This is a genomic window from Nocardia africana NBRC 100379 (assembly GCF_001612635.1).
In the GTDB taxonomy this organism is placed as follows: domain Bacteria; phylum Actinomycetota; class Actinomycetes; order Mycobacteriales; family Mycobacteriaceae; genus Nocardia; species Nocardia africana.
On sequence record NZ_BDAV01000010.1, the window covers coordinates 380940 to 406398 of the forward strand.

A 25459-nucleotide genomic window follows, 5' to 3' on the forward strand; every position below is an offset into this window, starting at 1 on the left:
CCCAGCAATACCGCCAGGGCCGCGTGCATCACCATGAACAGCGACGAACCCTGTTCGCGCGCAACAGCTTCCAGCGCGCCGATGAGTTCCGGGGTCAGGGTGCGATGCAGTTCGGCGCCGCGCAGCGAGGCGATCGCCGGGCGCGGGCGGTCGGCGGGCAGGGTGAGCTCGTCCGGAATTCCGGACAGCGAACGCTGCCAGTAGTCGACCTGGCGCGCCAGCAGCGACTGCGGATCGTCCTCCGAGCCCAGCACCTCGCGCTGCCAGATCGCGAAATCGGCGTACTGCACATCGAGCGGCGCCCAGCCGGGAGCGCTGCCCTGGGTGCGGGCGGTGTAGGCGGTCATCACGTCGCGGGCCAGCGGGGTCATCGAGAACCCGTCCGCGGCGATGTGGTGCACGACCACGACCAGCACGTGTTCGTCGCTGTGCACCTGGAACAGCCGGGCGCGCAGCGGAACCTGTTCGGCGACATCGAATCCCGCGGAGGCGAAATCGGTCACCGCGGTGGTCAGATCGGCATCCGAGACCGGATAGGCGCGCAGATCCAGCACGATCTGCTCGGCCGGCACCACCAGCTGCATCGGCGTGCCGCCGTGCTCCGGGTAACGGGTGCGCAGCGACTCGTGCCGGCGCACCACGTCGAAGACGGCCAATTCCAATGCGGCCGTGTCGAGTTCACCGGACAGCCGGACCACCAGCGGCAGGTTGTAAGCCGCCGAGGAGGTGTCGTACTGGTTCAGGAACCACATGCGCTGCTGCGCGAACGACAGCGGCACCGGTTCCGCGGCGACGCGCGGGCGCGCGATCAGGCGCGGGCGCGCCTCGCCGCCGGTATGCGTTTCCAGCCGTGCGGCCAGCGACTCCACGGTCGAGGCCTCGAACAGCGCGCGCACACCGACCGTCGTGCCCAGCGCCGCCCCGATGCGGGAGACGACACGGGTGGCGATGAGCGAGTTGCCGCCGAGCTCGAAGAAGTCGTCGTCGAGCCCGGCCCGTTCCACGTCGAGCACCTCGGCGAAGACCGCGGCCACGATCTCCTGCACCGGCGTCTCCGCGGCCCGGAAGGCACGCGACTGCACCGCGGGGGCGGGCAGGGCGCGGCGGTCCAGTTTGCCGTTGACGGTCAGCGGGATCCGGTCCAGCACCACGAACGCCGAGGGGACCATGTACGCGGGCAGCCGTTCGGCGGCACCGTCGCGCACGACGTCCAGCGCCGGTTCGGTCAGACCGGCCGGGGGCACCACATAGGCGACGATGCGCTGGTCGCCCGGCTGATCCTCGCGTACGACGACCGCGGCCTGCGCGATCCCCGGCTGCGCCAGCACCGCGGCCTCGATCTCGCCGAGTTCGATGCGGAATCCGCGCACCTTGACCTGATCGTCGGCGCGGCCCAGATATTCGAGCTCCCCGAAGCGGTTCCAGCGCGCCACGTCACCGGAGCGGTACAGCAGCGTTCCGGGCTCACCCAGCGGATCGGCGACGAAGCGGGCCGCGGTCAGATCCGGACGGCCCAGGTAGCCGCGTGCCAATTGCGGTCCCGCGACATACATTTCGCCGGCGACGCCGACCGGAACCGGATGCAGCCGGTCGTCGAGGACGTACACCCGCAGTCCGGCGATGGCCCGGCCGACCACCGAACCCGTTGCCGCCGCGATGGTTCCGGCATCGAGCACCCGGTGCGAGACGTGCACCGTGGTCTCGGTGATGCCGTACATGTTGACCAGTCGAGGCGCGGTGTCGCCGTGGCGGGCCACCCAGTCCGCGAGCCGGCGCAGCTCGAGCGCCTCACCGCCGAAGACCACGTAGCGCAGGGCCAGCGGCTGCCCACCGGCCAGGCGATCGGCCTCGGCCAGCTGATAGAACGCCGACGGGGTCTGATTGAGCACTGTCACCCGCTCGCGACGCAGCAGTTCCAGGAACTGCTCGGGCGAGCGCGAGGTGTAGTAGTCGACCACGACCAGGGTGCCGCCGAACAGCAGCGGGCCCCAGATCTCCCACACCGAGAAGTCGAAGGCGAAGGAGTGGAACATCGTCCACACGTCGTCGGCGCCGAAGCCGAATTCGCGATCGGTATTGGCGAACAGCCGCACGACGTTGCGGTGCGCGACCGCCACACCCTTGGGGCGGCCGGTCGAGCCGGAGGTGTAGATGACGTAGGCGATATTGCTCGCCGACAGGGGTGCGTTGCGATCGGCATCGGTGATCGGGCCCTCGCCCGCGTCCACCAATTCCGGTGTCTCCGCGCCGAATCCGTCCATCAGCACGGTCGGCAGGCCGGCCGGCAGCTCCACCTCGGTGCCGCCGTCCACGATCACCCCGGCCGGACGCGAATCCGCGAGCACGTAGGCGATGCGTTCGGCCGGATAGCTCGGATCGATCGGCACGTAACCCGCGCCGGACTTCACGACCGCCAGCAGGGCCACGACCAGATCCAGCGAGCGCGGCAGCACCACCGCGACCAGTGTCTCCGGGCCCGCGCCGTCGGCGATCAGCCTGCGCGCCAACTGGTTCGCGCGCCGATCCAGTTCCGCGTAGGTCAGCTGATCGGCGCCGAACTTCGCCGCCACCCGGTCGCCGTGCTCGGCGACCGCTGCGTCGAACAGATCCGACAGCGTCACGGCCCGGTCCGCGAACCGTCCGGTGCCACCGTCCGCACCGGCGGAGACCCAGCGCTGCGAGACGTCCAGGCGTTCGCCCTCACCGAGCAGATCGATATCGCCCACCACCGTGGTGGCGTCCTCGGCGACGCTGCCCTCGGTGACGCTGCGCAGGATCCGCAGCAGGCGGTCGGAGAAGGCGGCGACGGTCTCCGGATCGAACAGATCGGTGGCGTAGGTCCACGACAGCGCCAGCCCGGCGCCGTCGGCGGCATCGCCGACGGTCAGCTGGATGTCGAATTTCGCCATTCCCGGATCGGCGTCGACAACCTCGAGATCCAGGCCGGGCAGGGCGGCCGTGGTGGCGTCGCGCTGTCCGGTGGCCTCGAAGGTCAACGCCACCTGGAACAGCGGATGATGCGCCTGGGAACGCACCGGGCTGAGCACGTCCACCAGCCGCTCGAACGGCACGTCGGCGTTGGCGAAGGCCGCCAGGTCGGTCCGGCGCACCTCGGTGAGCAGTTCGGCGAACGTCGCATCCGGGCGCACCGGAGTGCGCAGTACCAGCGTGTTGACGAACATGCCGATCAGATCGTCGAGCGCGCGTTCACCGCGGCCCGCGATCGGCGTGCCGATGGCGATGTCGGTACTACCCGACAACCGCGCCGCCCAGGTGGCCAGGGCCGCGTGCATCAGCATGAACAGCGTCACGCCGTGGGCGCGCGCGTACTCGGTGAGCCGCGCGTGCAGGTCGGCGTCGATCGAGAATTCGTGTGTCGCACCGGCATTGGTGGCGATCTCCGGGCGCGGGCGATCGGCCGGCAGTTCGATCTGCTCGGGCAGATCGCGCAATTGCTCGGTCCAGTAGGCGATCTGGCGGGCGGCGACCGATTCCGGATCGTCCTCGGCGCCGAGCACCTCGCGCTGCCACAGCGCGTAGTCGGCGTACTGCACCGGCAGCGGCGCCCACTGCGGGGACTCCCCGCGCGAGCGCTCGGAGTAGGCGGCCACCACATCGCGCAGCAGCGGGCGCAGCGAGAAGCCGTCCCCGGCGATGTGGTGCATGACCAGCACGAGCACATGCTCGCGCGGACCGAGCTCGAGCAGGGTGGCCCGGAACGGGACCTCGGCGGTCACATCGAAGAAGACGTTGACCAATTCCGCGACGCGCGAGGGCAGTTCGCCGGCGTCCACCGATTCGGTGGCGAGTTCGACACCGGCGGCGTGCGGGGGCAGCACCCGCTGGAAGCCGTCACCGGCCACCTCCGGGTACACGGTGCGCAGCGATTCGTGCCGCGCGACCACGTCGCGCACGGCCGCGGCGAAGGCCTCGCGGTCCAGCGCACCGCTCAGCCGGATCGCGACCGGAATGTTGTTGACCGCGGTGCGGTTGTCGAACCGGTTGAGGAACCACATCCGCTGCTGGGCCGGCGAGAGCGGCACCAGCTGTGCGGTCTCACCGTCGGGCAGCGCGACGGGCTCGGGCCGCGGCTGCGCGGTCAGCGCGAGCCGGCCGCCTTGTCCCACTTGGGTTTCCAGGCGCGCGGCCAGGGCCGCCACCGTGGAGGCCTCGAACAGGGTGCGGACCCCGACCTCGGTGTCGAGCGCCGCGCCCAGCCGGGCCGCGACCTGGGTGGCCAGCAGCGAGTTGCCGCCCAGTTCGAAGAAGTCGTCGTCCAGGCCCACCCGGTCCAGGCCGAGGATCTCGGCGATCACATCGGCGACGGACTGCTCCACCGAGGTGCTGGGCGCGCGGAACACCTTGGCCGCGAACGTCGGCGCCGGCAGCGCCCTACGATCCAGCTTGCCGGAGGCGTTGAGCGGGAAGCTGTGGAGCACCACGAAGGCCGCGGGCACCATGTACGCCGGAAGTTGTTCCGCCAGCGCGGATTTCACGGCGTCCACCGCGATCTCGGCGCCCGGTGCGGCGATCAGGTACGCGACCAGCTGATCGCCGGTGCGATCGTCGGAGCGCACCACCACCACGGCCTGACCCACCGAAGCGACGGCGGTCAGCGCGGATTCGATCTCACCGAGCTCGATGCGCAGGCCGCGCACCTTCACCTGGAAGTCGGTGCGGCCCAGGTATTCGAGCTCACCGGCCTCGGTCCAGACCACCAGGTCGCCTGTGCGGTACATCCGCTCACCGTCGCCGAACGGGTTGGCCACGAAGCGGTCCGCGGACAGGTCCGGCCGGGCCACATATCCGCGGGCCAGCTGGGCGCCCGCCAGATACAGCTCACCCGCGACACCCACCGGAACCGGCTGCAGCCGCGCGTCCAGCACGTAGACCTGGGTGTTGAACACCGGCGCACCGATCGGCACCGACGCCACGTCCGCGTCGACGACCTCGTGATAGGTGACGTCGACCGCGGCCTCGGTCGGTCCGTACAGGTTGTGCAGGCGCGCGCCCGTCAGGCGGCGCAGCTGCTGCGCTGTGGTGCCGGGCAGCGCCTCACCCGAGGCGAAGACGTTGCGCAGACCGGTGCATCGGGCCGCGGCCGGCTCGCCGACGAAGACCGCGAGCATGGACGGCACGAAGTGGGTGACCGTCACCCCCTCGCGCACGATGACCTCGGCCAGATAGGCCGGATCGCGATGACCGTCCGGTCGTGCCACCACCAGGCGCGCGCCGACCTGCAGGGGCCAGAAGAACTCCCACACCGACACGTCGAAGGTGGCCGGGGTCTTCTGCAGCACCACATCGTCGGCGGCCAGGCCGTACTGGGCGTGCATCCACACCAGGCGGTTCACGATCGCGGTGTGCGGAACGGCCACACCCTTCGGGCGGCCGGTGGAACCCGAGGTGAAGATCACGTAGGCGGTGTTGCCCGGACGCAGCGGCGCGGTCCGGTCGGCATCGGTGAGCGGCGCGTCCGAATATCCGGACAGCTCGAGCCGATCGATACGCACCTCGGGCGCGATATCGCTTGCGGTGGAAACGTTTTCACGCAGACCGGCACCGGAGGTCAAGACGCAGACCGGGCGTGCGGTGTCGAGGATGTAGTCGGTGCGCTCGGCCGGATGATCCGGATCCAGCGGCACGTAGGCGCCACCGGCGGCGGCCACGGCGTACATGCCGACCACCAGATCGATCGACCGCCGCATCCCCAGGGCCACCAGCGACTCGGGTCCGACACCCTGGTCGACGAGCCAGCGGGCGAGCCGGCGCACACGGGCGGCGAACTCGGCGTAGGACAGACTCGTCCCCTCGAAGATCACCGCGGTCGCGTCCGGTGTCCGCGCGACCTGGGCCTCGAACAGCGAGACCAGCGTCGCGGCGGCATCGTCGGACACCGTCGGCAGCGCGGCGTCGATGGGGAATTCGGTGTCGTTCCAATGCCGCAGCACCAGAGCGTGTTCGGTGGCGTCGAGAATCGGCAGCGCGCCCACGGCGACCGACGGATCGGCGGCCACGGCCTGCAGCACGCGCAGGAAGCGTCGGGAGAACGATTCGGCGAACACCTCGTCGAACAGATCGGTCGCGAAGACCAGCTCGGCGTCCATCGCGGCGTCCGCACCGGTACCGCCGGCGCCGACCGGCCCCTCGCTCAAGGTCAGCTGCAGGTCGAATTTCGCCGTCTGCGCGTCGATGCCGAGTTCGGCGACGGTCAGTCCGGGCAGTTCCAGGGCAGTGCGGCCGAGATTCTGGAACGACAGCATCACCTGGAACAGCGGGTGCCGCGCCTGCGAGCGGGCCGGGTTGAGCACCTCGACCAGCCGCTCGAACGGCACGTCGGCATGGGCGAATGCCGACAGGTCGCGCTCACGGACCTGGGCCAGCAGTTCGGTGAACCGCGCGCCCGGGTCGACCTGCGCGCGCAGGACCAGGGTGTTGACGAACATGCCGACCAGGTCGTCGAGGGCTCGCTCACCGCGGCCGGCGACCGGAATACCCACGGCGATGTCGTCGGTGCCGCTCAACCGCGCCAGCAGCGCGGCGAAGGCGCCGTGCACCACCATGAACAGCGTGCTCTGCTGTCCCTGGGCGACCCGGCTCAGCCCGTCGACGAGTTCACCCGGCACCCGGAAGCGGTAGGTCCCGGCCTGGTAGGTGGCGACGGCCGGCCGGGGACGGGTCGACAGCCGCAGTTCGTCGGGCAGGCCGTTGAGCGCGTTGTGCCAGTACCCGAGTTGCTCGGAGATGACCGAGCGCGGATCGTCCTCCGAACCCAGCGATTCCCGTTGCCACAGTGCGTAATCCGCGTACTGCACGGGCAGCGGCGCCCAGCCGGGCTCCGATCCCGCGGTGCGGGACAGGTAGGCGGTCATCAGATCGCGTACCAGCGGCGTCATCGAGAATCCGTCGGTGGCGATGTGGTGGACCACCACGACCAGCACATGGTCGGCCTCGCCGAGGCGATACAGCCGCAACCGGGTCGGCGGGACCGCGGTCACATCGAAACCGCGGCCGACGAACTCGGTCAGCGCGTCGAGCAGATCCGCCTCGGTCGTATCGACCACGTCGAGGTCGGGCACGGCCCGCGTCGCGGGCAGGATCTGCTGGTAGGCCCGGCCCTCGTGCGAGGGATAGATGGTGCGCAGCGATTCGTGGCGGGCCACCACGTCCGCGATCGCGGTACGCAGCGCCTCGATATCGAGTTCGCCGGTCAGCCGCACCGCGGCCGGGATGTTGTTGGTCGCCGAATCGGTGTCGAAGCGGTTGAGGAACCACATCCGCTGCTGTGCCAGCGACAGCGGCGGGAACTCCGGTCGCGTGCGGGGCGTCAGCGCCTGGCGCACACCGGATCCCACCTGGGATTCGACCCGCGCGGCCAGTCCGGCCACGGTCGGCGCCTCGAAGACCGTGCGCACGCCGACCTCGGTGTCCAGCGCCGCGCTCAGCCGCGCCACCACCTGGGTGGCGATCAGCGAGTTGCCGCCCAGATCGAAGAAGTCGTCGTCCACACCGACCGGACGCTCGCCGGTGTCCAGGCCGAGTACGTCGGCGAAGGTCGCCGCGACGATCTCCTCGACCGGCGTGGACGGCGCCCGGAATTCGCGGGCCGCGAACACCGGCTCCGGCAGCGCGCGCCGGTCCAGTTTGCCGTTCGGATTCAGCGGCATCGCGTCCAGCGTGACGATCGCGCCCGGAATCATGTACGACGGCAGCAACTGCGCCAGATGTGCGCGCAGCACTTCCGGATCCACCACACCGGCGGCCGGCACCACATAGGCGACGAGCTGATCGCCCAGACGCGCGTCCGAACGCACCACCGCGACCGCCTGGGCCACGGATTCGTGTGCGACGAGGGCGGATTCGATCTCCCCGAGCTCGATGCGCAGACCGCGCACCTTCACCTGGAAGTCGGTGCGGCCCAGGTACACGATCGCGCCGTCGGCGCCGCGGCGCACCAGGTCACCGGTGCGGTACATCCGGGAACCATAGTCGGCGAACGGATTCGCGACGAAGCGGTCGGCGGTCAGGTCGGCCCGGCCGAGATAACCGCGCGCCAGCTGATCGCCGGCGAGATACAGCTCACCCGCGACACCCGGGGGCACCGGATGCAGCCGCGCGTCCAGCACATAGGCCTGCGCGTTCCACACCGGCAGACCGATCGGCACCGCGCCGCGGACGTCGTCGGCCACCGCGGCGTGGGTGGCGTGCACGGTGAATTCGGTGGGGCCGTACAGGTTGTACAGCCGTGCCGTGCCGACCCGGCGGAACGCCTCGACGGCATCGGAGGTGAAGGCCTCACCGGCGACGAACAGCGCCCGCAGCGACGCCAGTGCGGAACTGTCGACCGCACCGGAGAAGACGGTGAGCATCGAGGGCACGAACGAGGTCATGGTGACCTGCTCGGCGGCGATCACATCGGCGAGATAGCGCGGATCGCGATGCCCGTCGGGGGTGGCCACGACCATCCGGCCACCGACCGACAGCGGTGCGAACAATTCCCACACCGAGACGTCGAAAGTGGCGGGCGTCTTGAACAACACCACATCGTCGGCGCCGATGCCGTATTCGCCGGTGATCCAGCGAATCTGGTTCACCACCGCGGAATGCGGGACGGTCACGCCCTTCGGGCGGCCGGTCGACCCGGAGGTGAAGATCGTGTACGCCGGATGCGACGGACGCAGCGGGGCGAGACGATCCGCATCGGTCAGCGGCTCGCCGGAGTAGTTCGCGAGGTCCAGCTCGTCCAGGCACAGGACCGTGCGGTCACCGGCCTCGAGGTCGCCCGCGTTCGCCGAGGTGGTCAGCACGCAGACCGGTTCGGCGGTGCCGAGGACGTAGCCGATGCGGTCGGCGGGCTGATCGAGGTCCAGCGGCACATAGCTGCCACCTGCCTCGAGCACCGCGTACGTGGCGACCACCAGGTCCGTCGAGCGCCGCAGTCCCAGCGCCACCCGCGCCTCGGGGCCCACGCCCGCCTCGACCAGCCGCCGCGCCAACCGGCGCACGCGGGAAGCGAATTCGGCGTAGGTCAGGCTCTCGCCGGCCTCGCGATCCACCACCGCGACCGCATCCGCGTGGGTGCGGGCGGCCTCGGCGAACAGCTCGGGAAGCAGTGTCGCGGAACCGATCTCGCGCGAGGTGTAGTTCCACTCGCGCAGTTCCCGGTCGGCCTCGAGCGCGTCGATCAGCGGGATGTCGCCGATGGGGCGGTCCGGGTCGGCCACCACCGCGGCCAGCACCCGGTCCAGCCGCTTGGCGAATCCGGCGATCGTCGGCTCGTCGAAAAGGTCCAGCGCATAAGAGAATTCGGCGGACATACCCGCCGCCGCGCCCTCGGCGTCCGGCGCCTCCTGCAGAGTCAACTGGAGGTCGAATTTCGCCAGCCGGGCGTCGTAGTCGATGCCGTTGACCGACAGGCCCGGCAGCTCCAGGCTGGCGTGGCGGATGTTCTGGAAGGCCAGCATCACCTGGAACAGCGGATGCCGGGCCTGCGAACGGGCCGGGTTGAGCACCTCGACCAGCCGCTCGAAGGGCACGTCGGCATGCGCGAAGGCCTGCAGATCGGTATTGCGAGCCTGGGCCAGCAGTTCGGCGAAGGTCATGGCGCCGTCGACGTTCGTGCGCAACACCAGCGTGTTGACGAACATGCCGATCAGATCGTCGAGCGCGGCCTCACCGCGACCGGCGACCGGGGTGCCGATCGCGATATCGGAGGTTCCCGACAGCCGCGCCAGCAGGACCGCCAGCGCGCCGTGCACCACCATGAACGGCGAGGCGTTGTATCTGCGGCCGAGGTCGGCCAGTCGCCGCTGGGTCTCGGGCGAGATGACGAACGAATACGTGCCACCGCGATACGTCGCCACCGCCGGACGCGGCCGGTCGGCGGGCAGCACCAGTTCGTCGGGCAGATCGGCGAGTTCGCGGGTCCAGTACCGAATCTGGCTGGAGATCAACGAGTTCGGATCGTCCTCGGAGCCCAGCACCTCGCGCTGCCACAGCGCGTAGTCGGCGTACTGCACCGGGAGTTCGGTCCAGGCCGGCTGCTCCCAGTTGGTGCGCGCGGCGTAGGCGACCATCACGTCGCGGGCCAGCGGGTGCATCGACCAGCCGTCGGCGGAGATGTGGTGCACCACCATGCCGAGCACGTACTCGGTCTCGCTGATCTCGAAGAGCCGGGCGTGCAACGGCACTTCGTTGGTCACGTCGAACGACATGGAGGCCAGTTCGACCAGGTGGTCGATCAGGTTGTGCTCGGTCACCGGCACCGGGGTCAAGTCCGGCACGATCTGCGCGGCGTCGAGCACCACCTGCACCGGCGCACTGCCGGTCTCCGGGAACACCGTGCGCAGCGATTCGTGGCGGTCGATGACGTCGATGACGGCGACCTGCAGGGCGGCCACGTCCAATTCACCCGTCAGCCGCATGGCGACCGGGATGTTGTTGACCGCCGAGGAGGTGTCGTAGCGGTTGAGGAACCACAGCCGCTGCTGTGCGAGCGACAACGGCACCTGTTCGGGGCGTTCCCGAGCGACCAGCGACTTGCGCGCACCGTCGCCCGCATGCGATTCCACTCGCGCGGCCAGTGCGGCCACGGTGCTCGCCTCGAACAGCATGCGCACCGGGACGCGAGTGTCGAGCGCGTTGCCCAGGCGCGAGGCCACCTGGGTGGCGATCAGCGAATTGCCGCCGAGGTCGAAGAAGTCGTCGTCCGCGCCGACCCGGGCCACGCCCAGAACCTCGCCGAAGGTCTGGGCGACGATCTCCTCGATCGGCGTTGCCGGAGTGCGGAATTCGCGCACCTCGAACACCGGCGCGGGCAGCGCTTTGCGGTCCAGCTTGCCGGACGGGTTCAGCGGCAGCGCGTCGAGCACCACGATCGCCGAGGGCACCATGTACGCCGGCAGTCGCCGGTGCAGCGACGCCTTGATGTTGTCGATGTCGACCGGCCCGGCCGGGGTGACCGCGTAGCCGACGAGCTGATCACCGGCGACCGTGTCGAGCACGAGCACCACGGCCTGATTGACGGCCGGATGCTCGGTGAGCGCGGCCTCGATCTCCCCGAGTTCGATGCGCTGACCGCGGAACTTCACCTGGAAGTCGGTGCGGCCGATGTATTCCAGCACGCCCGCGCGGCCGACCTCGGGTGCGGCCGGTTCGGTCCAGCGGACCAGGTCACCGGTGCGGTACAGCCGTGATCCGGGCGGGCCGAACGGGTCGGCGACGAATCGATCGGCGGTCAGGTCGGGGCGGCCGTGATAACCGCGCGCGACCTGCACCCCGCCGAGGTACAGCTCACCGGGCACCCCGACCGGAACGGGAGACAGACCCTGGTCGAGGACGTAGGCACGGGTGTTCCACACCGGGCGGCCGATGGGCACCGTGGCGGGGGCGACGGTGTCCAGGTGCCAGGCGGTCGCGTGCACGGTGAATTCGGTCGGGCCGTACAGGTTGTGCAGCGCGGCGGTGGAGAACTGCCGGAACGCGGTCACCGTCGCCGGCGGCAGCGCCTCACCGGCGACCAGAACGGCACGCAGCGAGGCACATTCGGCCGCAACCGCGGCACCGACGAAGACCGACAGCATCGACGGCACGAACGACGTCATCGTGACGCGATGGCGGCCGATGATCTCCGACAGATACATCGGATCGCGATGCCCGTCCGGCGCCGCGATGAGCATCCGCGCACCGACCGCCAGCGTGCCGAACAACTCCCAGACCGACACGTCGAAGGTCACCGGGGTCTTCTGCAACACCACATCGGCCGGACCCATGCGGTATTGCGCGGTGATCCAGGCGATCTGGTTCACCACAGCGGCATGGGCGACCGCGACACCCTTGGGACGCCCCGTGGACCCGGAGGTGTAGAGCACGTAGGCGGTATTGCTCGGCCGCAGCGGGGCGAGCCGATCGGCATCGCCCACCGGGGCCGGCGAACAGTCGTCCAGATCGACGGTGTCGACCGCGATCACCGGAATGCCACTCGCGCCGACGCCGTCGTCGGTGGTCGTCAGCAGGCAGACCGGGTTCGAGGATGCCAGCACGTATTCCGTGCGTTCGGCCGGATGGTCGGGGTCGAGGGGGACATAGCCACCACCGGCGGTCATCACCGCGTAGATCGCGACGAGCATGTCCACCGAACGCCGGATACCGACGCCGACCAGTGATTCCGGTCCCACGCCGGCGTCGATCAGCTTGCGAGCCAGACGATTGACGCGCGCGTCGAATTCGGCGTAGGTGAGCTCGATCTGCTCCCCGCCGTCCTCGCGCATGCCGCCGTCGAACACCACCGCGAGCTCGTCCGGCCGCTGCCGGACCTGCGCGGCGAACAGATCGAGCACGGTCGGAGCGGAAACGTCGTGCGCGGTCTCGTTCCAGCCCGAGAGCACCGTGACACGTTCGGCCTCGTCGAGCAGCTCGATCTCGCGCACTGCCGTATCCGGCTGCGCGGCAACGGATTTCAGGATCCGCAGATACCGCTCGGTGAATTCGGCGACGGTCGGCGCATCGAACAGGTCGGTGGCGTAGGAGACCTCCGCCACCATCCCGGCGGGCGCACCGGAGCCGGAACGCTCCTCGGTGATGGTCCACTGCAGGTCGAATTTGGCGATGTCGACATCCAGTTCGTCGGCGGTCACCGACAATCCGGGCAGTTCCAGCGTGGCGTGCGACATCTCCTGGAACGACAGCATCACCTGGAACAATGGATGCCGCGCCTGCGAGCGGGTCGGGTTCAGCACCTCGACCAGACGTTCGAACGGCACGTTGACGTGCGCGAAACCGGCGAGGTCGACTTCCCGGGTTTGAGCCAGGAATTCGCTGAACGCCATGCTGCCCTCGACCTCGGAGCGCAGCACCAGCGTGTTGACGAACATGCCGATCAGGTCGTCGAGCGCCTGTTCACCGCGGCCCGCGACCGGCGTGCCGACAGCGATATCGCTGGTACCGGACAACCGGGCCAGGAGCACGGCCAACGAGGCGTGCATGACCATGAAGAGGCTGACACCGTGGGCACGTGCCAGTTCGACCAACTGCGCATGCAAGTCGGCATCGATGGCGAAATCGACCCGGCGGCCGCGGAAGCTCTGCACCGGCGGCCGCGGGCGATCGGCGGGCAATTCCAGCTGATCCGGCAGACCGGCCAGAGCCTGCCGCCAATACCCGATTTCGCGGGCCGCGATGGAATCCGGATCGGACTCCGAACCGAGCAGCTCCCGCTGCCAGAGGCTGTAGTCCTGGTACTGGACCGGCAGCGGTGACCAGGCGGGGGCCGAACCGGCCGCACGCGCCAGATAGGCGGCCGCGACGTCGCGGGCCAGTGGACCGAAGGAGAATCCGTCCGCGGCGATGTGGTGCACGACGAAGGCCACCGCGAAATCGCGCGTGCCATTGCCGCGGTCCCCGGTGATCTCGAAGATCCGCACCCGGATCGGCAGTTCCCGGGACACGTCGAATCCGGCGGACGCGAATGCCGCCAGCGCGTCGTGCAGATCCGCCGCGTCGATCGGCTCCACCGCGATACCCAGGTCGACCTGTTCGGCCGGGATGACGAACTGGTACCCGCCGGCGCCGGACTCGGGGAAGATGGTGCGCAGCGATTCCTGCCGCTCCACCACGTCACGCAGCGCGGTCTGCAGCGCGTCGATGTCGACGGTGCCGCGCAGCCGCACCACGAACGGCAGGTTGTAGGTGGGCGCCGCGGGATCGAACTGGTTGATGAACCACATCCGCTGCTGTGCCAGCGAGAGCGGCACCCGGTCCGGGCGATGCTGCGCTACCAGCGGCGGGCGCGCCGCGAATTCGCCGTCGGCACCGTGTTCGGCCGCGGCCTCGGCCCGGGCCGCGATACCCGCCACGGTGGGCGTCTCGAACAGTGCGCGCACACCCAGCTGCACGCCGAACGCGGCGGAGATCCGCGCGACGACCTGAGTCGCGACCAGCGAGTTACCGCCGAGGTCGAAGAAGTTGTCGTCCACGCCGACCCGGGGCTGGCTCAGTACGTCGGCGAAGACGCCGGCGACGATCTCCTCGGCCTGCGTGCGCGGGGCGCGGTACCCGGTCGCATCTGCGGCGAAGACCGGTTCGGGCAGCGCTTTTCGATCCAGCTTGCCGGAGGTGTTGAGCGGGAACGCGTCCAGCACCATGATCGCGGCGGGCACCATGTAGCTGGGCAGCTTCTCGGCCACGAACCGGGTGAGATCCGCCGAATCGATCGAATACCCCGGCGCCGGAACGACATACGCCACCAGCTGCTGACCGGTCGCGGTGTCGACCACCAGTACGACGGCCTGGCTGACCGCAGGATGGGCGAGCAGATCGGTTTCGATCTCGCCGAGTTCGATGCGCTGGCCGCGGAACTTGACCTGGAAGTCGGTGCGGCCGATGTACTCGAGCACACCGGTCCCGTCGGGGCGACGGCCCCAGCGCACCAGGTCACCGGTGCGGTACATCCGCTCGCCGGTGGTCCCGAACGGGTTGGCGACGAAGCGATCCGAGGTCAGATCGGGCCGGCCGCGGTAGCCGCGCGCCAGCTGCCGCCCACCCAGATACAGCTCACCCGGGGCGCCGATCGCGGCCGGACGCAACCGCGAATCCAGCACGTAGACATCGACGTTCCATTCCGGGATACCGATCGGGACCGTCGTGGTGTCGGCGGCGGTGGCCTTCCAGTAGGTCACCGAGACCGCGGCCTCGGTGGGACCGTAGAGGTTGTGCAGGCCGGCGTCCGGGTTGATCGCCCGGAACATCGCGGCCGTCTCCGGCGGCAGCGCCTCACCGATGACGAAAACCGCACGCAGCGAATCACATTGGCCCGCGGTGGCGTGCGAGGCGAAGACGGTCAGCATCGACGGCACGAAGTCGGTGACGGTCACCGCGTGCCGTTCGATCATCTGCGCGACGTAGACCGGATCACGATGCCCGTCCGGATCGGCGACCACCAGTTTCGCGCCGACCATCAGCGGCAGGAAGTAGCCCCACAGCGAGACGTCGAAGGTGGTGGCGGTCTTCTGCAGATAGACGTCGGCCTCGGTCAGGCCGTATTCGTGCAGCATCCACAGCTGCTGGTTGACGATGGCGTGGTGGGTGACCGCGACGCCCTTGGGCCGTCCGGTCGAACCGGAGGTGTAGATGACGTAGGCGGTGTTGTCCGAGCGCAGCGGCGCGAGCCGGTCGGCGTCGGTGATCGGCGCATCGGACACACCGGTGGTGTCGAGCGTGTCGATCTGCACCCGGCGCACCGAATCCGGCAGGTCCACCTCGTCGGCGGAGCTGGTCAGCACGCACACCGGGCCGGCGCTGTCGAGAATGTAGGCGGTGCGCTCGGCCGGATGATCCGGATCGATCGGCACGTACGCGCCACCGGCCTTCAGCACCGCGTGCATGCCGACGACCAGATCCAGCGACCGCCGCATGCCCAGGGCGACCAGCGATTCCGGGCCGACGCCATCGGCGATGAGCGTCCGCGCCAGGCGGTTGACCCGGGCGCCGAATTCGGCGTAGGTCAGCGTCTGCCCCTGGAAGTCGAGGGCGGTCCGCTCGGGCGTGCGCGCGATCGCGGCGTCCAGCAGGGCCGGCAGCGTGGTGGTCGGCACCTCGTGGGCGGAGCGATTCCAGCCGGTGACGGTGGCGGCCCGTTCGGCGGCCGTGGTGATCGGCAGACCCCACAGCCGCTCCTGCGCCTCCGCCTGCAGGAACCGGTCGAAGAACTCGAGGAAGCGCGAATGATGGTGGCGCGCTTCATCTTCGGTGTAGAGGTTCGGGTTGGTCTCGAAATCGATCCGGGACCGCGCGCCGCCCTCGGTCTGATAGAAGTTGACGCCGAGATCCTCGATGGAACCGGTGGAGAGCACATGCAAGCGGCCCGGCGTGCTGCCGAGTACCAGCTCGTCCTGGAACAACATGATGTTGACCCAGGGACCGAAGAACTCCTTGGTCACCACCCCGTCGCCGCTGCCGGATTCCAGGCTCGCGGCCGCACTGTCGCGGCGGATGTCCTCGTGCCGGTACCGCTGGTGACGCAGCGCACCCGACACCTCCACCTGCACCGACTTCAGCAGTTCGGTGACGGTGGTCTCGTGGCCGACGTGCAGGCGCAGCGGGACGATGTTCGAGGTGGCGCCGCCGGACCGCCGCATCACCGCGGTGGTGCGGGCGGTGACCGGAAGGCTCAGAATGACGTCCTCGGCGTCGGTCCACTGCGCCAGGTAGGCGGCGAAACCCGCGATGAGCAGGGCGGCCGGCGAGGAGTCGTGGCGGCGGACGGCTTCGGCGAGCAGGTCGTTGCGTTCGTCGGACAGAGCGGCGCCGACCACGTCGTTCAGCGGAGCCGGGGGGGCATTGCGGCCGGTGAGGCTCGTGCCCTCCTCCAGACCGGCCACGCGCTCGGCCCAGTACTGCTTATCGCTCTCGAAACGGGTGCTGTCGCGGTAGGCGAATTCGGATTCGACCAGGTCGCGCAGGTCGGAGGCCTTCAGCGCGGCGGGCTCGACACCGTTGCTGTAAGCGGTGTAGCGCTCGGCGATCCGGTTGACCTGGTTCACCGCGCCGAAGCCGTCGAGCACGATGTGATGGGCACGCGAGTACCAGAACCAGCGAGTGTCGGTGAGCTGCAGCGCGGCCGAGCGGACCAGGCGGTCGGTGATGATGTTCAGCGGGCGGCCGTAGTCGGCGCGCATCCACTCGTGCGCGGCGGCTTCCGGATCCGCGGCATCGCGCAGATCGACGTGCTCGACGCCGTCGGTGTCGCCGAGGGTGTGATCGACGTACTGCAGCGGCTCACCGTCACGTTCGACGATGCGCACGAAACCGGAACCCAGCTCGTGGGACGCATCCAGGCTGGCGCGCGAGAGCACCTCGACGTCGACGTCGCCGTCCAGGTCGACGTACTGGGCGATCGTGATCGGCACCTGAGGGTCCAGGTGCTGGGCATACCAGATTCCGAGTTGCGCCGGCGACAGCGGGAACAGGTGATCCCCCGAGACTGCCGCGGGCGTTACCTCGCCGCCAGCTTCGCCGTTTCCGCCGAAATCCAGCCGGTCCAACCCGTAACCTCGCTTCCGGAACGCCACGCAGCGCTCCCCGATGGCACACCGATGCCGACGCTCACCTCATCAGAGCGTGGCGTCCGGCATTCGGGGCTCACTTCGATTGCAATCAGACAAAAATGTTCATAGGACCTATCCGTCCGTCGGGCCGATCTTGTTACATGGGCCCGACCACACCCACCGGCCACGGATCGGCCTCGTTTCGAGATTCGCTGATGAACACCGAACCAATCTACCGCCAGGTACCGACAATGAGCCAAGAAGGGCGATAGCGCTCCGACATCACCACTGCACTGCGTTGTCCCCGCCACCTCGACGTTCGATCCCGCCCTGCGAAACTGCTGTGAATCACAGGTCCCGAGTGACCGAAATCGCGGTGCGAGAGGTGGTCACGCACCGGGCCCGGACGCCGGGTGCCGCTCCCGTCCGGGGTCGTACAGATGCGACTGCGCGCAGTCGAGCGCCGGAGCGAGGGCCCGCCCGACCAGGACCACCGCGGCCTGCCGCAGTCCGGCGGCCTCGACCTGGCCGGCGATATCGGCGAGAGTCCCGCGCAGGATTCGCTGCTGGGGCTGACTGGCCCGGTAGACCACCACGGCCGGACAGTCGGCGCCGTACTCCTGCGCCAGCTCCGCGGCCAGCTCCCGAATCCGCGTGATCGCCAGATGCAGCACCAGACTGGCCCGGGTCCGCGCGAAATTTCCCAGTGCCTCGGACTCGGGCATCGCGGTCGAGCGCGCCTGCGTCCGCGTCAGCACCACCGACTGCACCACCTCCGGCACGGTCAGCTCACTGCCCAGAGCCGCGGCCGCCGCCGCATACGCCGGCACTCCGGGCGTCACATCCCACGAGATGCCCAGCCCATCGAGCCGCCGGGTCTGCTCGGTCAGCGCCGAATAGATCGACGGATCCCCCGAACACAGCCGAGCCACATCCTTCCCGTCGGCGTCGGCCCGCGCACAGTGCGCGACGATCTCGTCCAGATCCAGCCCCTGGGTATCGATCAACTCCGCTTCCGGCGCGCACTGCGCCAGCACCTCGGGATCCAGATACGTCCCGGCATACAGGCACACCGGAGATTCCCGCAACAGCGCCACCGCCCGCAGCGTGAGTAGATCCGCCGCTCCGGGGCCCGCTCCGATGAAATGCACGGTCATGCCCGGAGTCTAGGTGCCCGGCCGATCCCGGAGAGTTCAGCCCGACCGCTCGAGCTCGACGGTGAGCGGGCAGGGCCACGTGGTCCGGAACGTTCCGGTCGCTTCCCCTTCGTCCACGTACCCGAGTTCTTCGGTGAGCCGGAATGACGGAAGCGGAGGATACGTTGCAGCGCAGTGCTTTTCATGCACAGCCGCACTGCCCGGCGGCGGTCCTCAGCAGCCCGGAAACGGCTCCGGCGACCCTCGTCCCGGCTCGGTTCACCGGCTCCGCCCGGTGCCGCGCGGCGTAAAATCATGCCCGGGGTCGTCCACAACTTCGAAGGTGACCACGATGACGAAATTCGTTCAGACCATCGAGTTCAAGACCTCGCAGCTCGACGAGTTCAATCGCACGCTGGACCGGTGGCTGACGGCTACCGAGGGATCGCGTTCGGCGACGCACAGCATGGAGACCAGGGACCGCGACCATCCGGACACCTATCTGCAGATCGTGGAATTCCCCTCCTACGAGCAGGCCATGGCGAATTCCGCGCTGCCCGAGACGACCGGCTTCGCCGAGACCCTCGCCGCGCTGTGCGACGAGCCGGCGGTCTTCCGCAATCTGGACCTGGTGCGTGAGGACGATATGGGGACGCCGGATACGTCCCTGTTGGTGAAGAACTTCGATACGGCCGACGAGACACGGGAATTCGAATCCGGCAGCGGGCGTCTCGAGGTCGTGCACGCACCCTCGGGCGCGGTCGGCCGGGCCGTCTTCGAGCCGGGCTGGCGCTGGTCCACGCACGTCAAACCGATCGCCGGAACCGACAGCTGCCAGGCCTCCCATATCGGCTACTGCATTTCGGGGCGGATGCACATCCGGATGGACGACGGCACCGAGTGCGAGGTCGGCCCGGGAGATTTCATGCAGTGCCCGCCCGGCCACGACGCCTGGACCGTGGGTGAGCAAGCCTGCGTCCTGGTCGACTGGGCCGCGGCCGCCGAGTATGCCCGGCGCCGCTGAGCTCTGCCCGACGGCTAGCCGGTCATATTCAGCCCACCGAGGATCTTGTCCGGGCGTACCCGCACGACCAGCTCGCCGGGGACGGCGTTGCGCTTGCCGAACTCCTCGGCGCGGTCCGGGCCCATGTACCGCGCGGCGATGGCGGTGGCGGTGCGCAGGAGTTCGGCGGGGTCCTCGGAGAGGGTGGCGACGCCCTGCACCTGGAAGTAGGCGTACGGCGGTTCGTCCAGGTCCACGCAGAGCGCGACGCGGGGGTCGCGAGCCAGTGCCTTGCCCTTGGCCGTGGTCTTGCCGGTGTTGAAGACCAGGTCGTCGCCGTCGAGGATGAACCACACCGGATTGACGATCGGGCGCCCGTCGGACGCGACGAGCGCCAATTTGCCGGTACGAGTTCCGGCGGCGAGGAATTCCCGCACTTCGGGATCGGTGATGGAAGCCATGAGCACACCCTAGGAAGAGGCGGGGCGAGCGCGGGCCCCGACACGCGCCGGGGAACGCGGCCGCGACCGACGCCACCGCGATCGGCGAGTTCTGCGCAGGTCAGATGGCCCCGCGCTCGCGGGCCCGGGCCACCGCCGATGTCCGGGATTTCACTCCCAGCTTCGAATAGATGTGCACCAGATGGGATTTCACCGTCGTCTCGCTGAGGAACAGGCGTTTGCCGATGTCCCGGTTGGAATGGCCGTCCGCGACCAGGCGCAGCACCTCGATCTCGCGCGCGCTCAGGGTGGTGTCGGGTTTGCGGACCCGGGTCATCAGCTTGGAGGCGACCGAGGGCGAGAGCACGCTCTCCCCCGCCGCCGCCGCGCGCACGGCCGCGAGAAGTTCGGGTGGCGGGGTGTCCTTGAGGATGTAGCCGCAGGCCCCCGCCTCGATGGCGCCGAGGATATCGGCGTCGGTGTCGTAGTTGGTCACGACCAGGACGTTCGGCGGATCGGGCAGGTCGCGCAGGGCCAGGGTCGCGTCCACCCCGGATCTGCCGGGACCGAAGCGCAGGTCCATCAGCACCAGATCGACGTGGGTCGTGGCGCAGAAGGCCACGGCCTCCTCGGCGGTGGCGGCCTCCCCGGCCACCGTGATGTCCTCGCCGGAATCCAGCAGGGCCCGCAATCCGGCGCGCACGATGGCGTGGTCGTCGGCCAGCAGCAAACGGATCACGGCAGGTCCTCCCGCGAGATGAGCTCGGCGGCAGCCGTTTCCGAGTCGTGCAGCGGAAACGACACGGTCACGGCGGTATGCCCCGGCTCGGATTCGACGTCCATGACACCGCCCTGCTGTTCGACGCGGCTGCGCATGGCATGGAGTCCGAAGGTGCCGCCACCGAAGACCGCCGGATCGATACCGACACCGTCGTCGACCACATCGAGATGGACGGCGTCGTCACCGTAGGTGAGCGTGATCCGCATCCGGTCGGCGCCAGCGTGCCGGACCACGTTCGACACCGCGCCCTGCGCCACCCGCACCAGCGCGGCCTCGACGGGCATCGGCAGCCGCATCGGCGTCCCCTCGACCACGGTGCGGGCGCTCAGCCCGGGGCCCTCGGCGCGCCGGGCGATCCGTTCGAGCGCCTCACTCAGCGACTGCCCCTCGAGCACCGCCGGAGTGAGGTCGCCGATCAACTGCCGGGTCTCGATCAGATTGTCCGCGGCGGTCTCGCGGGCGAGCCGGATCTGTTGTAGCGCGGGATGATCCGGGGCGTCACGTTCGGCGGCATGCAGCAGCATCTGGATGCTCGACAGTCCCTGGGCGACGGTGTCGTGGATCTCCTGTGCGAGCCGTTCCCGTTCGGCGAGTTTGCCGGCGGTGCGTTCCCGTTCGGCGAGAGTGGCTCGGGTGGAGAGCAATTCGTCGATCAACTGCTGACGGTCGGCCGCCTCCCGGAACAGCGCCCGATAGCCCAGGCCGATCGCGATCGCGACGATCGCCCCCAGGACCGGCCCGGCGATTCCGGGGACCGTCCATCCCTCGTGTAATCCCCAGCCGACCACCGAGACGATCGTGGCGGCGACGACCGCGGCCAGCCCCCACAGTCGCGGCAGCAGATGCAGATAGAGGAAGAACAGCCCGAACACCAGGTAGACGGCCTCCGGAACCAGCACGATCAACGCCAGCCACAGCACCGTGAGCCCGCCCAGCCACACCCGCGCCGCGACCGGACGCCCGCGCAGCAGCCCACCCGCGAAATAGAGGAGCAGGAACAGCGCCGCCAGCACGATCACCGCGACGGTGGGCCGGGGGCCGTCATCGCCGGGCACGGCCGCCCGCACCATCACCACGACCACCAGCGCCGTCATCAACACATGCAGTCCGACCTGCAGTGCGGCGAAGACAGGGGTGAGCGGAGAGCGGTGCACGCTGCCAGCTTATGCGCGGTTACCGCGGCGGCATCCATCGAAAGGTGGAATCGGCACCCCACCGTCGGGCGGGCGCGAAGTGTCCGCGCAGGCGATGTCCACCGGCGGATTCACCGCGAAGGTGGAGATATGTTCGTCGCACTGCGAGATCTGCGGGCCGCCCGCGGCCGATTCCTGCTCATCACCCTGGTGGTCACCATGGTGGCCCTGCTCGTGAGTTTTCTGAGCGGACTCACGGCCGGTCTGGCGCATCAGAATATTTCCGCTCTCGAGCGGTTGTCCGGCGGCAGCGTCGTGTTCGCCGATACCGGCGCCGACCCGTCGTTCGATTCCTCGGCGCTGACCGGCGACCAGGTCGGGCGCTGGCAGCGAGCCGGCGGCACCGTCGATCCGGTCGGCATCAGCCGCAGCCAAGCCGTCCGGGAGGGATCCGCACCGGCCCAGGTGGCGATATTCGGCGTCGACGGCATGTCGTTCGGCAACGAGATGGCTACCGTCCCCGGCACCGTTGTGCTGAGCAAGGCCGCGGCCGAGGACCTTTCGGCCGGCGCCGGTGATCGCGTGTCGATCGGCGCCCGCACCTTCACGGTCGCGGCGATCGGCGACGACGACTGGTACGCGCACACCCCGGTGGTCTGGACGACGCTGTCCGATTGGCAGCAGCTCGATCCGCGCGGCGGGGCGGCCACCATTCTGGTCACCTCCGGGGTGCCCGATACCGATGCGGTGAACAGCGCCGCGCACACCCGCACGACGAGCGTCGACGGCGCATTGCAGGCGATCGGGTCGTATCGAGCCGAGAACGGTTCGCTCACGCTGATGACCGTGATGCTGTTCGTGATCTCCGCCCTGGTGATCGGTGCCTTCTTCACCGTCTGGACCATCCAGCGCACACCCGATATCGCGACGCTGAAAGCGCTGGGCGCCACCACGACCGCGCTGGTGCGCGACGCCCTGGGGCAGGCGCTGATCGTGCTTCTTCTGGGCGTCGGGGTCGGTGTCGGGGTGACCGCACTGGCCGGGGCGTTCATCGGCGGGGCCGTGCCGTTCGTGCTCAGCGCGGCCACGACCGTGGTGCCCGCGCTCGCCCTCATCGGGCTCGGTCTGCTCGGCGCGGTGTTCGCCCTGCGCTTCCTCGCCACCACCGACCCGCTCACCGCACTCAACCAGTCTCGTTGATTCGATTACCGCACAGGAGCTTTCGATGACCACCACGCTGACCGTCTCCGACCTCACCCTCACCTTCCCCGACGGCGCCGGCCGCATCACCGCCCTCGACCGGGTGTCGCTGACCGTGCGCGGCGGCGAGATCGCGGCCATCACGGGCCCGTCGGGATCGGGCAAATCGAGTCTGCTGGCGACGGTTTCGACGCTGGTACGCCCGGATTCTGGCCGGATTCTGCTCGACACCGACGACGGCAGCGTCGATCTCGCCCGCGCGTCCCGGCGCGAGGCCACCACCCTGCGCCGGGAACGCATCGGGATCGTCTTCCAGCAGCCCAACCTCATTCCCGCTCTGACCGCGGTCGAGCAACTCGAGGTGATGCGCCACCTCGGTGGCCACGCCGTCGTCTCACCGCGCCTGCGACACCGGACCCGGGACAAGGCCATGGATCTTCTCGAGGCCGTCGGCCTGCGCGGTCACGAGAAGAAGCGCCCGGCACAGCTGTCCGGCGGTCAACGGCAGCGCGTGAACATCGCCCGCGCTCTCATGCACGACCCCGCGCTGCTGGTCGTCGACGAGCCCACCAGCGCCCTCGACCAGGAGCGCGGGGCGGCCGTCATCGACCTGATCCTCGAGGTCGTGCACACCCACGCCGCCGCCACCCTGCTGGTGACCCACGACCGCACCCACCTGCATCGCATGAACGCGGTGTACCGCATGGTCGACGGCCGGTTGTCGGTGGAGGGATCCTCGAGCTTGGCAGCGTGACCACCTCGCGGCTGCTACTTCCGTGCCGCCGGAACCTGCACCGCCGCGTACCAACCCAGCAGGTCCGGGTTGTCGACCGCACTGCGCTCGACGATCCGGTCCACCTCGGCGCCCTGGAACAGCTTCTTGATCGGCACCTCGAGCTTCTTGCCGGTGCGGGTGTGCGGAATGCCCGGGGCGGCGATGATCTCGTCGGGGACGTGGCGCGGCGAGACCTCGGTGCGGATCGTCGCGTTGATCCGCTGTTTCAGCTCGTCGGTCAGTTCGGCGCCCGGGGCGAGGGTGACGAACAGCGGCATCCAGTAACCGCCGTCGGGCTGTTCGGCGCCGATCACCAGGGCCTCGGCGATCTCCGGAAGTTGTTCCACCGCTTGGTAGATATCGGCCGAGCCCATCCGGATGCCGTGCCGGTTCAATGTCGAATCGGAGCGGCCGTGCACGACGATGCTGCCGTGGTCGGTGACGGTGATCCAGTCACCGTGCCGCCAGACACCGGGAAACATCTCGAAATACGCTGCGCGGTACCGGCTTCCATCGGGATCGTTCCAGAACGACACCGGCATCGAGGGCATCGGGGCGGTGATCACCAACTCCCCGACCTCGCCGCGCACCGGCCGGCCCGATTCGTCCCAGGCATCCACCGCGGCGCCGAGGAACGGCACCGACAGCTCGCCCGGCCACACCGGCACCGTGCGCGCCCCGCCGATGAAGGCGGACACCACATCGGTGCCGCCGCTGATCGAGTTCACCTGCACCCGCTCACCGACGTTGTCGCGCAACCACAGTGCCGACGACGGCGGCAGCGACGACCCGGTGATACCGACCGTGCGCAGCGCCGAGAGATCGTGGTCGCGTCGCGGCACCGCACCGGCCTTGATGCAGGCGAGGACGTAACCCGGGCTGGTGCCGAGCACGGTGGTGCCGGTGCGCGCGGCCAGGTCGAACAGCGAATCGGCGTGCGGATAGGTCGGACTGCCGTCGTAACAGACGATCGTCGCACCCACCAGCAGGCCGGCGACCTGGAAGTTCCACATCATCCAGCTGGGGCTGGTGTACCAGAAGAAGACGTCGCCGCGGCCGATATCCGATTGCAGCGCAGCGGCTTTCAGATGTTCGAGCAGGACGCCGCCGTGGCCGTGCACGATCCCCTTCGGCAGCCCCGTGGTACCGGAGGAGAACAGGATCCACAGCGGATGCGCGAAACCGACAGGCTCGGTGGACAATTCGGCGCCTTCGGGCGGGGCGACCGCATTCCAGTCCAGGGCGTCGGGCACCGCGCCGCCGAGACGCGGCACCACGACGGTGGCGCGAACGGTCGGCAGTCCGGCCCGCAGGGTGGCGATATCGTCACGTTTGTCGTGCTGTTTCCCGCCGAAGTAGTAACCGTCGGCGGTGACCAGCACGGACGGCTCCAACTGCCCCAGCCGATCGAGCGCCGCCCTGGCCGAATAGTCCTGCCCGCAGGCACTCCACACCGCGCCGATACTTGCCGCACCGAGGAAGGCGATCACGGCCTCGGGAATATTGGGCAGATAGCCGACGACCCGATCGCCGAGTCCCACTCCGAGTTCGCGCAGCGTCGCCGCGAAGGAGGCGGTGCGGCCCAGCAGTTCCGCCCAGGAGATTTCGGTCAGGCCGCCCTGTTCGCCCGCGTAGACGATCGCGGGCCGGTCGGTGCGGGCATGGCGGACTATCTGATCGACGTAGTTCAGCAGCTGCCCCGGAAACCATTGCGCGCCGGGCATTTCGGCACTCGCCAGCACCGTGGCCGGCGCGTCGCCGAGTTCGAAGTACTCCCACAGCGCGCCCCAGAACCCGGGCAGATCGGTGATCGACCATTCCCACAGCGAGCGATAGTCGTCGAATTCTCGTCCGGTCCGGGCCCCGACGAATCGGGCGAAGTCGGTGACCCGCGCCGTTTCCACGTCCCCGGCATCGGGCTCCCACTGTGGTTGCGTCATGACTCTCCT

The 25459-nt window shown here is 69.3% G+C and carries 9 protein-coding genes (1 of these 9 running past the window's edge); 3 read left to right on the plus strand and 6 right to left on the minus strand.

From position 1 onward, the window contains the following. Positions 1 to 17039 carry the beginning of a non-ribosomal peptide synthetase gene (locus NA3_RS18655; RefSeq protein WP_062964994.1) on the minus strand. 26830 nt of this gene lie to the left of the window's left edge, so the window shows 17039 of its 43869 coding nt (coding positions 1-17039); it begins with the start codon at positions 17037 to 17039; its stop codon lies beyond the left edge, outside the window. 392 nt (positions 17040 to 17431) lie between these two features. After that, positions 17432 to 18199: a precorrin-4 C(11)-methyltransferase gene (gene cobM / locus NA3_RS18660; RefSeq protein WP_062964885.1), complete on the minus strand. Its 768-nt coding sequence runs from the start codon at positions 18197 to 18199 to the stop codon at positions 17432 to 17434. Between the two features lie 331 nt (positions 18200 to 18530). On the opposite strand from cobM, the gene NA3_RS38680 reads away from it, so the two are divergent. Then, a complete protein-coding gene (locus NA3_RS38680; protein WP_227995572.1) occupies positions 18531 to 19202 on the plus strand; it encodes a cupin domain-containing protein in 672 nt (223 codons plus the stop codon). A 14-nt stretch (positions 19203 to 19216) separates the two neighbouring features. Here the strand turns inward: NA3_RS38680 and NA3_RS18670 are convergent, their stop codons facing one another. The 3 genes from NA3_RS18670 to NA3_RS18680 all read right to left on the minus strand — a co-directional run bounded on the left by NA3_RS18670 (position 19217) and on the right by NA3_RS18680 (position 21556). Next, positions 19217 to 19642, minus strand: a complete 426-nt coding sequence (locus tag NA3_RS18670) for a PPOX class F420-dependent oxidoreductase (protein ID WP_062964996.1) — start codon at positions 19640 to 19642, stop codon at positions 19217 to 19219. Between the two features lie 100 nt (positions 19643 to 19742). After that, the gene (locus NA3_RS18675) at positions 19743 to 20360 is read right to left on the minus strand and encodes a response regulator transcription factor (protein WP_062964886.1); all 618 of its coding nucleotides are present in this window, start codon (positions 20358 to 20360) and stop codon (positions 19743 to 19745) included. After that, positions 20357 to 21556: a sensor histidine kinase gene (locus NA3_RS18680; protein WP_062964887.1), complete on the minus strand. Its 1200-nt coding sequence runs from the start codon at positions 21554 to 21556 to the stop codon at positions 20357 to 20359. The genes NA3_RS18675 and NA3_RS18680 overlap by 4 nt, the downstream gene beginning before the upstream one ends. A gap of 129 nt (positions 21557 to 21685) precedes the next feature. On the opposite strand from NA3_RS18680, the gene NA3_RS18685 reads away from it, so the two are divergent. Together NA3_RS18685 and NA3_RS18690 are read left to right on the plus strand one after the other, a co-directional pair. Continuing rightward, on the plus strand, positions 21686 to 22735 hold the full coding sequence (locus NA3_RS18685; protein WP_062964888.1) for an ABC transporter permease: 1050 nt from the start codon (positions 21686 to 21688) through the stop codon (positions 22733 to 22735). Between the two features lie 25 nt (positions 22736 to 22760). Beyond that, complete coding sequence (locus tag NA3_RS18690; RefSeq protein ID WP_062964889.1) at positions 22761 to 23489, plus strand: ABC transporter ATP-binding protein; 729 nt, start codon at positions 22761 to 22763, stop codon at positions 23487 to 23489. A gap of 14 nt (positions 23490 to 23503) precedes the next feature. On the opposite strand, the gene NA3_RS18695 is transcribed toward NA3_RS18690, so the two are convergent. Then, complete coding sequence (locus NA3_RS18695; protein ID WP_062964890.1) at positions 23504 to 25450, minus strand: acetoacetate--CoA ligase; 1947 nt, start codon at positions 25448 to 25450, stop codon at positions 23504 to 23506. Positions 25451 to 25459 lie beyond the last annotated feature (9 nt).

Coding starts and splice junctions, on each gene's coding strand:
- cobM (WP_062964885.1), bottom strand. CDS start 18,199: ATGACCGTGCATTTCATCGGAGCGGGCCCCGGAGCGGCGGATCTACTC.
- NA3_RS38680 (WP_227995572.1), top strand. CDS start 18,531: ATGACGAAATTCGTTCAGACCATCGAGTTCAAGACCTCGCAGCTCGAC.
- NA3_RS18670 (WP_062964996.1), bottom strand. CDS start 19,642: ATGGCTTCCATCACCGATCCCGAAGTGCGGGAATTCCTCGCCGCCGGA.
- NA3_RS18685 (WP_062964888.1), top strand. CDS start 21,686: ATGTTCGTCGCACTGCGAGATCTGCGGGCCGCCCGCGGCCGATTCCTG.
- NA3_RS18690 (WP_062964889.1), top strand. CDS start 22,761: ATGACCACCACGCTGACCGTCTCCGACCTCACCCTCACCTTCCCCGAC.
- NA3_RS18695 (WP_062964890.1), bottom strand. CDS start 25,450: ATGACGCAACCACAGTGGGAGCCCGATGCCGGGGACGTGGAAACGGCG.